General features: G+C 45.2%; 13 protein-coding genes and 2 riboswitches. Of the genes, 3 read left to right on the top strand and 10 right to left on the bottom strand.

The window, feature by feature from the left end; translation table 11 throughout:
• Positions 1-42: 42 nt before the first annotated feature.
• The 4 genes from kdpC to NSS87_RS02670 form a co-directional block, all read right to left on the bottom strand.
• Positions 43-651 (bottom strand): potassium-transporting ATPase subunit KdpC, encoded by a 609-nt coding sequence (kdpC, locus tag NSS87_RS02685; protein ID WP_076300181.1) that lies wholly within the window; start codon positions 649-651, stop codon positions 43-45.
• 55 nt (positions 652-706) lie between these two features.
• Positions 707-2,740: a potassium-transporting ATPase subunit KdpB gene (gene kdpB / locus NSS87_RS02680; RefSeq protein ID WP_042184559.1), complete on the bottom strand. Its 2,034-nt coding sequence runs from the start codon at positions 2,738-2,740 to the stop codon at positions 707-709.
• A 16-nt stretch (positions 2,741-2,756) separates the two neighbouring features.
• Positions 2,757-4,433 carry a potassium-transporting ATPase subunit KdpA gene (gene kdpA, locus NSS87_RS02675; protein ID WP_339244557.1) on the bottom strand — a complete coding sequence of 559 codons (1,677 nt, stop codon included), beginning with the start codon at positions 4,431-4,433 and terminating at the stop codon, positions 2,757-2,759.
• A 222-nt stretch (positions 4,434-4,655) separates the two neighbouring features.
• A complete protein-coding gene (locus NSS87_RS02670; RefSeq protein ID WP_042184555.1) occupies positions 4,656-5,066 on the bottom strand; it encodes a hypothetical protein in 411 nt (136 codons plus the stop codon).
• 190 nt (positions 5,067-5,256) lie between these two features.
• Positions 5,257-5,446, bottom strand: a riboswitch (cyclic di-AMP (ydaO/yuaA leader).
• A gap of 420 nt (positions 5,447-5,866) precedes the next feature.
• A riboswitch (cyclic di-AMP (ydaO/yuaA leader) is annotated at positions 5,867-6,032 on the top strand.
• Positions 6,033-6,165: 133 nt separating this feature from the next.
• Here NSS87_RS02670 and NSS87_RS02665 point away from each other — a divergent pair.
• From NSS87_RS02665 to NSS87_RS02655, 3 genes are read left to right on the top strand one after another with little or no spacing between them, the layout of a single operon-like run.
• Positions 6,166-6,657 carry a hypothetical protein gene (locus tag NSS87_RS02665; protein ID WP_156113046.1) on the top strand — a complete coding sequence of 164 codons (492 nt, stop codon included), beginning with the start codon at positions 6,166-6,168 and terminating at the stop codon, positions 6,655-6,657.
• Positions 6,658-6,673: 16 nt separating this feature from the next.
• Positions 6,674-7,183: a hypothetical protein gene (locus NSS87_RS02660; RefSeq protein WP_052404137.1), complete on the top strand. Its 510-nt coding sequence runs from the start codon at positions 6,674-6,676 to the stop codon at positions 7,181-7,183.
• A 39-nt stretch (positions 7,184-7,222) separates the two neighbouring features.
• On the top strand, positions 7,223-7,675 hold the full coding sequence (locus tag NSS87_RS02655; RefSeq protein ID WP_042184551.1) for a hypothetical protein: 453 nt from the start codon (positions 7,223-7,225) through the stop codon (positions 7,673-7,675).
• A gap of 98 nt (positions 7,676-7,773) precedes the next feature.
• Here NSS87_RS02655 and NSS87_RS02650 read toward each other — a convergent pair whose 3' ends face one another.
• From NSS87_RS02650 to NSS87_RS02625, 6 genes are read right to left on the bottom strand one after another with little or no spacing between them, the layout of a single operon-like run.
• Positions 7,774-7,965: a hypothetical protein gene (locus NSS87_RS02650; protein ID WP_042184550.1), complete on the bottom strand. Its 192-nt coding sequence runs from the start codon at positions 7,963-7,965 to the stop codon at positions 7,774-7,776.
• A gap of 34 nt (positions 7,966-7,999) precedes the next feature.
• Positions 8,000-9,286, bottom strand: a complete 1,287-nt coding sequence (locus NSS87_RS02645) for an ABC transporter permease (RefSeq protein ID WP_339244553.1) — start codon at positions 9,284-9,286, stop codon at positions 8,000-8,002.
• On the bottom strand, positions 9,279-10,181 hold the full coding sequence (locus tag NSS87_RS02640) for an ATP-binding cassette domain-containing protein (protein WP_042184547.1): 903 nt from the start codon (positions 10,179-10,181) through the stop codon (positions 9,279-9,281). Before NSS87_RS02640 ends, NSS87_RS02645 begins: the two co-directional genes overlap by 8 nt.
• A gap of 4 nt (positions 10,182-10,185) precedes the next feature.
• Positions 10,186-11,115: an ABC transporter ATP-binding protein gene (locus NSS87_RS02635; protein ID WP_042184545.1), complete on the bottom strand. Its 930-nt coding sequence runs from the start codon at positions 11,113-11,115 to the stop codon at positions 10,186-10,188.
• Between the two features lie 19 nt (positions 11,116-11,134).
• Complete coding sequence (locus tag NSS87_RS02630) at positions 11,135-11,530, bottom strand: GntR family transcriptional regulator (RefSeq protein ID WP_042184543.1); 396 nt, start codon at positions 11,528-11,530, stop codon at positions 11,135-11,137.
• Positions 11,531-11,590: 60 nt separating this feature from the next.
• On the bottom strand, positions 11,591-12,319 hold the full coding sequence (locus NSS87_RS02625) for a hypothetical protein (protein ID WP_339244552.1): 729 nt from the start codon (positions 12,317-12,319) through the stop codon (positions 11,591-11,593).
• Between the last annotated feature and the right edge of the window lie 103 nt (positions 12,320-12,422).

Below are 12,422 nucleotides of genomic sequence, written 5' to 3'. Positions count from 1 at the left end.
CCCTGCCCGATTCTAGTAATCTGGCAGGGACATTTACTATATTTATTTGTTCGCTAGTTTCAGTAGATCCATGTTCAGCTTCAACACATTGACCCGTTCTTCACCAAACAACCCTAAGTCACGACCCTCGGTATGCTTATTTACGAGCTCTTCCAGCTGCGATGCAGGAATACCGGTTAAATTGCTAATCCGAGGAATCTGCACCATTGCTGAAGCTGGTGTGATATGCGGATCAAGCCCCGAACCCGAGTTGGTGACCAAATCAACTGGCAATTTGTTCACGGGCACATCCGGATTATCGAGCTTCCACTGCGTAATGAAATCCTTTGTCCGCTGCAGCATATCCGGATTGGATGGAGCGTAGTTATTGGACCCTGAGGCTTCTGCTTTATACTCAATACTAGACACACGACCATGAAATAGTCCTGGGTTCGTAAAGTTCTGCCCAATGAGTTCCGAGCCTACAACTACTCCAGCATCATTCTTAAGCAAGCTGCCGTTCGCTTGCGACGGCATTAGAACCTGGGCAAGCGCTGTAGTTGTCAGAGGATAGATCACTCCGCAGAGAACAATAAATACTAAACTTAGTCGCACAATAATAAAGAAATAAGCACCTTTCGATGATGATAACTGCTCTTCAGTGTCCTCCATGGAGTTTCCGTTATTCACGATGCTCTCACCCTTTCAATGATTAGTCAACACGTCGTTAAATCCATACACTTACGATCATATCAATGAGCTTGATGCCAGCAAATGGAACAACCACTCCGCCTAGCCCATAAATAAATATATTACGTCCAAGCAGCTTCGTAGAGCTCATAGCTTTATACGACACACCCTTCATAGCCAGTGGGATGAGCAGCGGAATAATAATCGCATTAAATATTAAGGCGGATATTATAGCCGAGCTTGGCGAGCCTAGTCCCATTACATTCAGGGCTTCCATTTCAGGAATGGCGAGCATGAACATCGCCGGAATAATAGCGAAATACTTCGCGATATCATTCGCGATACTAAAGGTTGTTAACGCACCCCGCGTCATCAGCAGCTGTTTACCAATCGCTACGACCTCTATAATCTTCGAAGGGTCGGAGTCCAAATCGACCATATTTGCTGCTTCCTTAGCAGCTGTAGTGCCGCTATTCATGGCTAAGCCCACATCAGCTTGTGCAAGGGCAGGGGCATCATTTGTACCATCTCCGGTCATCGCAACCAGCTTGCCCTCGTTCTGTTCGCGGCGAATGACTGCTATTTTATCCTCAGGTGTACTTTCAGCGATGAAATCATCTACCCCCGCTTCACGGGCAATCGTAGCTGCGGTCAGCGGATTGTCACCCGTACACATGATGGTCTTGATCCCCATTTTCCGCAGCTCATCAAACCGCTCTTTCATGCCTGGCTTAACGGTATCCTTCAAGTAAATAAGTCCATAGATCCGATTGTCTACCGCAACCGCTAACGGGGTCCCCCCCATCCGGGCGATGGCATCAGAATTACTGTCGAGGTTCGCGGGAATGACACCGCCTTTCGACTGTACCCATTTCTTCACGGAGTCTACCGCACCTTTGCGTACGCAGCGTCCATCTTGCAGGTCAATACCACTCATCCGAGTTTCGGCCTTAAACTCTACGAATTCGCCACCTTCAGCAAGCTTGCTGTCATAGCTGCGTTCCAGCTTTTTGGCCAGCTCAATTACAGAACGTCCCTCAGGCGTCTCATCCTTTAGGGAACTGATGGCCGCCCATGCCGTAAGCTCCGCTTCGGATTCATTTCCGACTGGTACAAATTCACTCGCCATCCGGTTCCCAAAGGTAATCGTACCGGTCTTATCTAGGATCATCGTATTAATATCGCCAGCAGCCTCAACGGCCTTACCAGACATCGCGAGTACATTAAACTGGGTCACCCGGTCCATACCCGCTATTCCGATTGCGGATAGCAGTCCCCCGATAGTTGTCGGGATCAGACAGACCAACAAGGCGATCATAACCGGAATATCAAGATCAACACCTAGATAAGTTGCAATCGGCCGCAAGGTCACTACTACAATCAAGAAAATCAGCGTCAGACTGATCAAAAGCGTATTTAGCGCAATTTCGTTAGGTGTCTTCTGACGTTTCGCCCCTTCAACAAGAGAGATCATTCGATCTAGAAACGACTCACCAGGATCACTTGTAATTCTGACTTTAATCTCATCACTGACGACCCGTGTACCGCCTGTAACGGAGCCAAAGTCCCCACCAGCCTCCTTGATTACAGGTGCAGATTCACCTGTAATCGCTGATTCATCTACGGAAGCCAGCCCTTCAATCACCTCACCGTCACCAGGGATGAGTTCTCCCTGACTGACAATGACGATATCTCCTTTACGCAGCTCGGAGGAAGAGACTGTCTTCACCGCTCCTCCAACCAGTTTGTTAGCTGTGATATCTTGTTTTGTTTTCTTGAGCGAATCGGCTTGGGCTTTCCCCCGGCCTTCTGCCAGTGCTTCAGCGAAGTTCGCAAACAGCACTGTAAACAGCAGAATGAACAACACTGTGATATTGAAGCCTATCGATTGCTCTGCATTAAAATATCCAGGAGCCAGCACCATGAGGAGGACAATGATCGTACCGACCTCTACCACGAACATGACGGGATTTTTGATTAGCGTTACTGGGTTAAGCTTTATAAAACTATCCTTTACAGCGCTAAGGAGTATGGGTCCCGTCAGCAGCTTTTTTCTTTTTACAGTACTCATCTTATTCTCCCTCTTCCTACCGTAAGGTTAGATATTCTGCAATGGGGCCGAGTACAATGACCGGCAGGAACGTCAACGCACCGATAATCACTACTGTACCAATCAGAATTCCCGTAAACAGTCCATTGTCTGTGCGGAACGTGCCAATCGTCTCAGGAACCGGCTTCTTCTTAAGCAGAGAACCTGCTACCGCCAGCATTGCAATGATAGAGACATAACGACCTAGCAGCATGACAATCCCGGTTGTGACATTCCAAAAAGTTGTATTGTCTGCAAGCCCTTCAAATCCTGAACCATTGTTCGCGGCAGAAGAGACATATTCATATAACACTTGGCTGAGTCCATGGAATCCAGTGTTCGTAATCGCCCCTTGCCCCAAATCGGTCAGGAACGCAGCTGCGGTTGGCACAAGGATAATGAACGGATGCACAAGGATCGCTATGGCAATCAGCTTCATCTCCTTGGCCTCTATTTTCCGTCCGAGGAACTCCGGTGTCCTGCCGACCATGAGACCGCACAGGAAGACACCCAGAATCGCATACATCAGCATATTGATCAGTCCGACACCTTTACCACCGAAGACATTGTTGAGCATCATCAGTGCAAGAGGCGTAATGCCTCCCAGCGGCGTCAGCGTATCATGCATATTGTTAACACTACCTGTCGTAGCTGCGGTTGTTACTGAAGTAAACAAGGAAGACTGCGGTATGCCGAAGCGCACCTCTTTACCTTCCATACTACCTTGTGAAGATTCAATTCCTAGTGCATTGATCGCCGGATTGCCTTTCGATTCAGCATAGAAGTTTAGGCTTAATAGCAGAACAAACAAGGTCATCATTGCGGTAAAAATTACCCAGCCCTGACGTTTGTTCTTGGCAAACAATCCGTACATATAAGGGAGCGCAGCTGGCAGCATCCACATAGAGAGAATCTCTAGCACGTTCGTAAGTGGATTAGGGTTCTCAAAAGGATGCGATGAATTGGCTCCGAAGAAGCCGCCACCATTGGTGCCCAAATGCTTGATCGATTCCAGAGAAGCTACTGGACCGATAGCAATTTGTTGCGTTTGCCCCTCTAGTGTAGTGACTTCAAGCGATGGTTTGAGTGTTTGCGGCACATGTAGTCCTACCAGTACCAATGAAACCAGCAGAGCTAGAGGAATGAATACACGAATATGTGCTTTAACGAAATCCTCGAAGAAGTTCCCGACTGATTTCCGTCCTGTGATCCCTCTGACAAAGGCAACCGCAACAGAAAATCCGCTCGCTGCAGACGTGAACATCATCATCGTGATGACAGCCATTTGTGAAAAATACGAAAGTCCCGTCTCCCCGCTGTAATGCTGCAGGTTTGTATTAGTCATAAAACTAATCACCGTATTGAACGAAAGCGTCTGTTCCATATCCGCAATTCCATTCGGATTTAGCGGTAAACCCCGCTGCAATCGAAGAAAGATATAGCTGAAAGTAACCAGTACGATATTCGTTAAAACAAAGCTGAGCGCATACTTCTTCCAGGACATACCGTCCCGTTTTTTCAGGCCGATCAGCTTAAAAATTCCTTTTTCCATACCTCCAAACCATCGATCCGTACGGTTCGGTTCATTAGAAAACACATAATATAAATACGTGCCCATCGGCTTAACCAGCAAGATGAGAATTACGATTACAGCAACAATTTGCAAAATGCCCATGAATGCCCCTCCTTAAAATTTCTCCGGATGAATCAATGCATAAACCAGATATATAAACAGCAGTAGGGTAACAGCGATTACTAGAATCACAGCTTATCCCTCCCCGTATCCTCAACTACACCTGCACACCAGCGCATAAATCCATAAAATAACCCGTAAATTACAGCTAACGAAGCCACCATATACAGATCCATCATATCTTCCGCACTCCTTCTTTTATCCTTAATGAGGTGATCTATCTACCAGAAAATCAGCATCACCGCTGTGGGAATAGATTACATAACTCGCGCCAAGTCTTTTATAGACCAATCTAGGATTTATTGAGCTTGTAATTACAAAAATCGGCTGTGTCGTCCAGGTACGGCACATCTGAATGTAACGGCAGCATAACGTAAAGCTGCTCTCGAACAGATATACCCGGCCTACCGGAAACGGCGGGCGAAACCAAGTATTCTGATGGCGGGTATCAACTAGAACGACTTGTTCAATCCCCATCTCTTCGAGTAGGGCCTTCTCAGGCAAGTTGTTGGTCAATCCGGCCATCTTAATGCCTCTGAATTTTAGAAGCTTAATAAAATGTTCGCCTGCCTTCGTTGGCGCACATACCAGTACATATTCATTCTGATCTGTCATCTCTTATTCTCCTCAAATGCTTTGCTTGTAAGATCAGAGCTTGATCACCCTGATCTTGAAAGAAAAGCTACCGCTAATGATGAATATAACGACCTCTTCGTGAGGTTTTCCATAAATGCTTTGCTTAAAAAAGCACAGCAAAAAGCCACAAAGGATTCTCCTCTGTGGCTCGCTAGCGGTCACATTGCACTCATCCTCTCTCCATACGCTTACGAGGTTAGCTGTCGGATTCGGGCGGTGAGAGTCGCCCTACCTGTATAGATGCGAGCTCACTGGCATCTTCTACAGGATTCACCCCATAACCGGCTTCCGACTCTCACATCGTCTGCCGATTGTTGGTTCCCCCGCTTTCCTTATCGGAAATTAAGCGGATCAAATATTCGATTGTTGTTGAAACAGGAGTAATCATACCCTTATGCAGGAAGTATTGTAAAACCTGATTGATGCCAAAATAATGCAAATTAAAAACTATTTTCGCATTGGATAGCGCTTACTTGATATCCAATCTCTCTATATCTCTTGTTTACTCGAGTTTCAATCCATTAGCGAAAAACGGTCATACCATGTGATTTTATTCACCACGATTAGTGAAATCACCAAAAATCGCCTATATAAGAAAGGAAACAAGAAAGCGAGATTAAGCGAGGAAGAAGCCCGATAACTCGCAATAAATACCTATTTGGTTCCCTTTTTCGTCGTAGTAGGCAGGATTTGGTTTAAATTGCGCTCAAAAGAACACTTTCTGTTTTTACAGAAACACCTTGAAAAGAGTATGATTCGGGTTGAATCTATTTCACGAAATACATTCAACGCTGAGTTCCTGCATTTGCAGGGAACGGGGGAACCATCAGGCCACATGGCCTACTTGGGGTGAATCCGAAGGAGACTGTTCAAGTCTCACATAGGTAGGGCGACTCTCACCGTCCGAATCCGACAGCTAACCTCGTAAGCGTAAAGAGAGAGACCCTTGATCCGCCACGCTTTGGCACAGGTGTGTGTATACCTGTATTCCAAAACCGCAGCAGAGGTCCTCCTCTTGCTGCGGTTTTTGCGTTACCTGAATCTATAGGGTGATAGCATGCTGGACGGGGTGAAAGGAATGAAACACTATTATTGGGGAACTCAGCAAGGGCTACTTGAGCCGATAAGTCTAAATTATGTTTGCTTTGGAGCGTTGTGGTTCGAAGAGGATCATCACAGAACTATTGTCGGCTATGCTTTTGGTCAGAAGCAGATTGAATCACTTCGCCATTTCAGCAGCCCATCTACCTGTGAATACTGTATGGACCGAACAATTATATACGAAATATATAAAAATATCCGAGAAAAGCAACAGCTGCAGGATTGGTCAGCACACCAACGTTTTCCGTGGCTCACCGCTTTTAAGGAACCGTGGAAAGAAGTTGCAGTCGGTTGGTACGTAATGAGATCCCGCAACACCTTTCCCTTACATTTATCCGTTATACGCAAACAGAAATTCCGACTATGGCTGGAGCATGCCGCAGTCTGTGAGAATGAAGCTGAAATGCTCGCCTGTATAGAGAAGGCTAACGTCATTCACCATGTAAATCTTAAGCTTTTGGAAACCTAAGGAGGAGAAACCTGTCATGGACCAGCGAAGACTATCTCGCATAGAAGTATTCGTCTTTGATTCACCAGAGCCTATTCACTATGGAATGGAGGCTGATCAAGACAGCCGTTATGGCATCCTGAAACTTACCTGTAAAGGAGGTAGCAGCTGGGGGGCATGTCTTATCTCTGCCAATACCAAAACTTTCGATCTTATTAAATGGAGTTCTTTTCTCAGAATGATATACCATTGCCGGCTAGAGGAAGCGATAGATAAAGTACGTACCCATGGTTCAGAGTGGGATCAGACTCAGTTTGAGCTAGTGCAAGGTGCTTTACAGGATTTAAAAGCCAAGCTGCAGGGTAAATCCTTGGCAGGGCACATTGAGCAAGGTCGTCTGTACAGAGCTGTCGCTGGTGGGAGAGATTCCAAAGGAGGGCGGCTATATTATAAACCATCCAGTGTAGCGCTTCAAAAACATAGTTATCCAGAACCTGATACCGCCGAGCTTATCAACAAATCCATTTCTTACTTTTCTTTATTATAAGTTCATCCCATAACCCATTCTGAAAGGATCGTGTTTATCATGCCTGACCCCTTACCTTCCGAATCACCCCGTAGAACTATATTTGCAGAGTGTGTTCAAAAGTGTACGAATGATATCTATACGCTCAGTTCCATGTTGTTACAACAATCAGTAGAAGCCGAGAAGGTTACTATCCGTACTTTTAAAGAGCTTCATAAAATATTCCGTCAAAAAAGCTTCGACAGCCAGCTATTCTCTATCGAGGCTTACCGCTCTTGTATCCGACAATGCGCCGATTATTACGCACGCCGGTCTCTTCTGTCTGCCAAGACATTGCCTTGGGAGGAACAGCTTATAAAAACGATGTGGTATGGCCTAAAGCTATCTTTACCTCAAATAAGCATCATTCTGCAAAAGAGTGTTCCTGTCCTAAAAGCACAGCTTAGGCGTGTGCGGGAGCAACTGACTGCTCAAGAGGATTTGCTGCCTAGTGGTAATCTATCCGTTGTCTAACTCCCTCAACTATCTTCCAAATAACTTTTACGATACATACACAAAAAATAAAAAAGCCACGGCATCTGCCGCGGCTTCCTTTCCCTATTTTCCTACTATTACGCTTTACTCTTACGAGCCTTTCCGTACATCCACAATCCCGCAATCATCCCCACCATGGCAATCCCAGTCAATACACCCTGAGTGAAATCCATTAAAGTGGACCCATTGGTCGAGAGCATTCTACTAACCGTAGCCAGAGATACCGAACTCATTAAAAGCATCATATTGTATTGTTCACTTTTAGTCATGATTACCACTCCTTAAAAGTTTATATGAAGCCACTTAGATCTTGTAAGCCTTCATCGCTTTTCTGATCTCTTTAATACTTGGACGTTTGCCGTACATCAATACGCCTGTGCGATAGATCTTGGCAGCCAACCATCCAAAGATGAACGTTGTAACAAGCAGGATGGCTAATGATACAATAACTTGCCAGATCGCTACTTCACCAACACCAATCCGGAGCAGCATGGTCAATGGAGAGGTGAAAGGCACATAACTCGCTACCTTAACCAGCAGAGTATCCGCATTAGAGATACTGAATAGTGGAACATAGAATGCTACGAAGCCTAACATCATAATCGGCATAACCGCTTGGCCAAGATCCTCTGTACGGCTGACAATTGAACCTACAGCTGCATACATCAAGGCATAGAGGAAATAACCTAGTACATAAAGAACAATTCCATAAAGCAACAAGTTAATATTAAGCTGGCCTAAATCCAGGTCTAAATCTTTCAAAATCGTTGCATTATGCGGAAGCTTGAGATTGACAACTACCGCTGCAATAATGACGCCAATTTGTAATAACCCTACTAAGAAGACACCGATAACTTTACCGAACATTTGCGCTAAAGGTGAGGCACTTGTAATCAGAATCTCCATGATCCGTGAGCTCTTCTCTGAAGTAATCTCAGCTGCGATCATATTACCGGTCATCATGATAGACATGAAGAACAGCATAAGCATGGCGTATACAATGACGTAATTAATAGGTGGAGCGGATTCCTGCGACGCATCCTTATCTCCCGCAGTCCCATCAGGGTTGAGCTGCTGAGTAGCTATCTGTACCGGTGTTGACATAGCAGCAATCTGCTCCTGCGTCAGCTTGTCGCCAACGACGAACTGGGTGTTTACCTGCTGAAGGGCATTTTGGAGATAGATTTGTACATCGCCCTTCAATTCACCATTCTCACTATGATAAGTAACGGGTGGAAGTCCTTCACCAGTCGGTTCTGCAAAAGTAACATACCCTTCTACAGTCCCTTCATCTAAAGCTTTCTTTAGCTCCGCATCGTCGGCAGAAGTATATTGCACAACTTTTGCCTGCGGCATTCCTTCAGGTGAAGTATAAGCCTTCAACAACTCTGCAGCCTGATTTCCATCTTCCGCGATCACAGCAATTTGAGTCTCTGCGTTTGTAGAATCACCCTTAAACTGATCGATGATGTACGGAAGATTCATCCCAATGCTGAGCAGCAACACTAGAATTAACGTAGTAATCATGAATGATTTCGTTCTTACTTTATTTTTAAAGGTAAAGCCAATAATTGTCCCCATCTTATTCATGAGATTCACCCACCGCTCTGATAAAGATTTGATTTAACGTTGGTTCCTTAATTTCAAAATGCTCCACTTCACCCTGCGCCATCGCCTGCTGTAGGATACGTTGTGCTGCGCCGATCTCACTGATTGACAACAGATAACCTCGCTCCTGTCGCTGTACTGCTGTTACACCTGCAATTGATTCTAGACCGGTCACTTCGTTATCCGTACGCAACAATACTTGTTCACGAGGATATCCACTCTTAATCGTACGAATATCGCCCTGCACGACAGTATTGGAACGATCCAAAATCGTAATATTACGGCAAAGCTCTTCAACATGCTCCATCCGGTGAGTAGAGAATAAGATACTCGTTCCTTGATCACGCAATTCTTTTACCGTATCTTTCAGTAGTTCCACGTTAACAGGGTCCAAGCCACTGAAGGCTTCATCAAGGATGAGAATTTGCGGCTTATGAACGACTGCGGCGATAAAGCCCATTTTCTGCTGATTCCCTTTGGAGAGCTCTTCAATCTTCTTATTGTAGTAATCCGGAACCTCAAACCGATCGAGCCAGTAGCGAAGGCTCTTATCTGCATCACTAGCCGACATCCCGCGCAGACGTGCCAAGTAGACGATTTGATCGCTTACCTTTACCTTTGGATATAATCCTCTTTCTTCGGGCAGATAGCCCATGATTTGCTGAAGTTCGCTGTTATACGACTTTCCATTATACAAAATATTCCCGCCATCAGGGTAAATTAGGCCAAGCACCATGCGCATTGTGGTTGTTTTCCCTGCACCATTTGCCCCCAGTAATCCGTAAATTTCCCCCTTGCCTACCGTTAGGTTAATTCCGTTTACAGCGGTTTTTTCTCCATATTGCTTCATTACACTTTCCAGCTTTAAGGCTTCCATTTCTCTAGTCCCCTCTCTTGTGATCAATCAGGATAGGACGGTGTCCCTGTGTCCATAAACCCAATATTTCGTCCAATTCTAAACTGCGACTCTTGATAACCTTTACGCCCAAGTCCTGAATGCGTTTCTCGTTCTTAGAAAATTGTTCTATGATAAAAGAAGCTACACCCGGTGTATCCATGGTAAAGTTTATACCTCCCGGTAATTCCGCTGATAACTCAGCAAGCTCCTCTTCACCTGCAACCTGTACCCATACCTCGGTCCAAGTACCGAATAAACTGTCTTTCTCGGCCATACCCAGCAGTTCACCTCTATGCATAAGCATGATATAATCTGCCAACCGCCGCACCTCTTCCACAATGTGTGTAGAGATGATGATCGTAGCGTTGTTCTCATCCATATATTTAAGCAGCGTCTCGATCATAATCTTCCAGGCAAAGGGATCAAGACCTGATGAAGGTTCATCCAGTAGCAGCAGACTTGGGCGTGACGCAAGTGCTGCGGCAATTTCGAATTTCCGACGCTCACCCTTAGACATCTTAGAAAGCCTCATATGATATGGAACCTCAAAGCGATCCATTAGATCCTGAAAATACGACTCATCCCAGTTCGGATACCAATGCTGTCGAAATTGAGCGGCCTCTTCTGCATTCCAGTGGTTCTCCTCAGTAATCGACGTCTCAGGAACATAGGCAATGGTCTGCCGCAGCTCCAGAGGCAACCCGCTATCATACCTGTTCTCAAACCAATATATCTCGCCTTCCTCTGGATTGGTCAGCTGCATCAGTAGATTCAGTAGCGTGCTTTTGCCAGATCCATTCTGACCTACCAGGGCTGTAATATATCCTCTTGGCAGATTCATGGTCAGCGGTCCTATCGTCTTGTTTCGCCGCTGTTTAAGTACATTCCGCAATTCTATAGCCATCTGTACCATATGAATATGCGCCCCCCTTTCATTCCTTTGCTCTATACTTGCGTTCTACAATCTCCATAAAAATCTGCTCAAGTTCATCCTTGCTGCAATGTACCGATCGGCCGATATCCACAGCACTTTCAAGTGCTTTGCCTACCGTGTCTCGTTTGTATTCTTCCATTGCTCCGTCGCCTATGTGGGATACAAAGGTACCTGTTCCTTGTCTCGTTCGCAGCAAACCTTCGTTCTCCAGATCCTGATATACGCGCCGCACTGTAATTACACTGCATTTCAGATCTCCTGCAAACTCACGAATCGAGGGCAGTAGCGTACCTTCTGTAATGACTCCGCTAATGATTAATGATCTAAGCTGAGTCTCTATCTGATGATAGAGGGGCTCTGCACTATTTTCGTTGATTTGTACCGGTATCCACATTATTTACACCTCGCCTTCCACTCTAGCGTGCTAGAGCGCAGTCCTTGCCATTCCGATTTTTTATACGAGATTGCGACTCTTCAGTCGATGTATAGTCCATTTAGAGAATAACTGCACAGATATTGTCCCCAGCAGAAGTGATCCCCACATGATCGGAGATAACAGCCCCCACTCCTTGGAATAGGAGATACTGTATAAAAACAAATTACCTCCCCCAAGTGTAACTAGGAATGATATTCCCCACGATAACACTACGATAAGCAATGTTAGCCATAGATAAGCTTTGCCGCTAAAAAGATACTCAATAAAAATATATAGACCTGAGACCATGAATCCGAAGCCGAGCCATGTAATGGCAAAAGCTATATACGAGGGAACCGCCAGCTCTGTCCGGAAATTTTCCCCTAACAAGTAAACAATACCGAAGAATAACGTACCATTTAGAATAAAGGAGCAAACTCCCTGAAGTTTTCTCCGCGATAATATTACTGCAGCTGGAATTGGTAAGGTTCTTAAGTAAACCAACATTTTTGTGTAAGAGTCTTCACTCCAATATTTCATGGAACGGCGAGAGAATGTTAATCCCAATAAGGGTATGAAGGAGAGAAATAAGAAATCCGTTATCATCGTCCGATCCTGCTCACCTAGTACGTCATTTGCTACCAGGCTAGTCATTCCACCAAGATAACACATAAAAATAACTGTTATTACGAGGGTCCCAAATATCTTTAATTTGTCTCCGCGAAAATCAGAGCGCAACATAAACCATGAATCTTTTAATGTTCTCATTAAAACTAACCTCGCTTTACAATGTCTTCAGCGTCTAGCAGAAGCAGGTGTTCATATCCCTGTGCTTACTGTATATATCTATATACACAGTATATGACCTTAA

This window comes from Paenibacillus sp. FSL F4-0243 (assembly GCF_037963295.1).
Lineage (GTDB): Bacteria > Bacillota > Bacilli > Paenibacillales > Paenibacillaceae > Paenibacillus_AQ.
This window is presented reverse-complemented; position numbering and strand designations above follow the sequence as displayed.

Bases quoted from the DNA above. Each gene is read 5' to 3' on its own strand.
- kdpC (WP_076300181.1), bottom strand. From the start codon at position 651: ATGGAGGACACTGAAGAGCAGTTATCATCATCGAAAGGTGCTTATTTC.
- NSS87_RS02655 (WP_042184551.1), top strand. From the start codon at position 7,223: ATGCCTGACCCCTTACCTTCCGAATCACCCCGTAGAACTATATTTGCA.
- kdpA (WP_339244557.1), bottom strand. From the start codon at position 4,433: ATGGGCATTTTGCAAATTGTTGCTGTAATCGTAATTCTCATCTTGCTG.
- NSS87_RS02665 (WP_156113046.1), top strand. From the start codon at position 6,166: ATGAAACACTATTATTGGGGAACTCAGCAAGGGCTACTTGAGCCGATA.
- NSS87_RS02635 (WP_042184545.1), bottom strand. From the start codon at position 11,115: ATGGTACAGATGGCTATAGAATTGCGGAATGTACTTAAACAGCGGCGA.
- NSS87_RS02625 (WP_339244552.1), bottom strand. From the start codon at position 12,319: ATGAGAACATTAAAAGATTCATGGTTTATGTTGCGCTCTGATTTTCGC.
- NSS87_RS02640 (WP_042184547.1), bottom strand. From the start codon at position 10,181: ATGGAAGCCTTAAAGCTGGAAAGTGTAATGAAGCAATATGGAGAAAAA.
- kdpB (WP_042184559.1), bottom strand. From the start codon at position 2,740: ATGAGTACTGTAAAAAGAAAAAAGCTGCTGACGGGACCCATACTCCTT.
- NSS87_RS02650 (WP_042184550.1), bottom strand. From the start codon at position 7,965: ATGACTAAAAGTGAACAATACAATATGATGCTTTTAATGAGTTCGGTA.
- NSS87_RS02630 (WP_042184543.1), bottom strand. From the start codon at position 11,530: ATGTGGATACCGGTACAAATCAACGAAAATAGTGCAGAGCCCCTCTAT.
- NSS87_RS02645 (WP_339244553.1), bottom strand. From the start codon at position 9,286: ATGAATAAGATGGGGACAATTATTGGCTTTACCTTTAAAAATAAAGTA.
- NSS87_RS02670 (WP_042184555.1), bottom strand. From the start codon at position 5,066: ATGACAGATCAGAATGAATATGTACTGGTATGTGCGCCAACGAAGGCA.
- NSS87_RS02660 (WP_052404137.1), top strand. From the start codon at position 6,674: ATGGACCAGCGAAGACTATCTCGCATAGAAGTATTCGTCTTTGATTCA.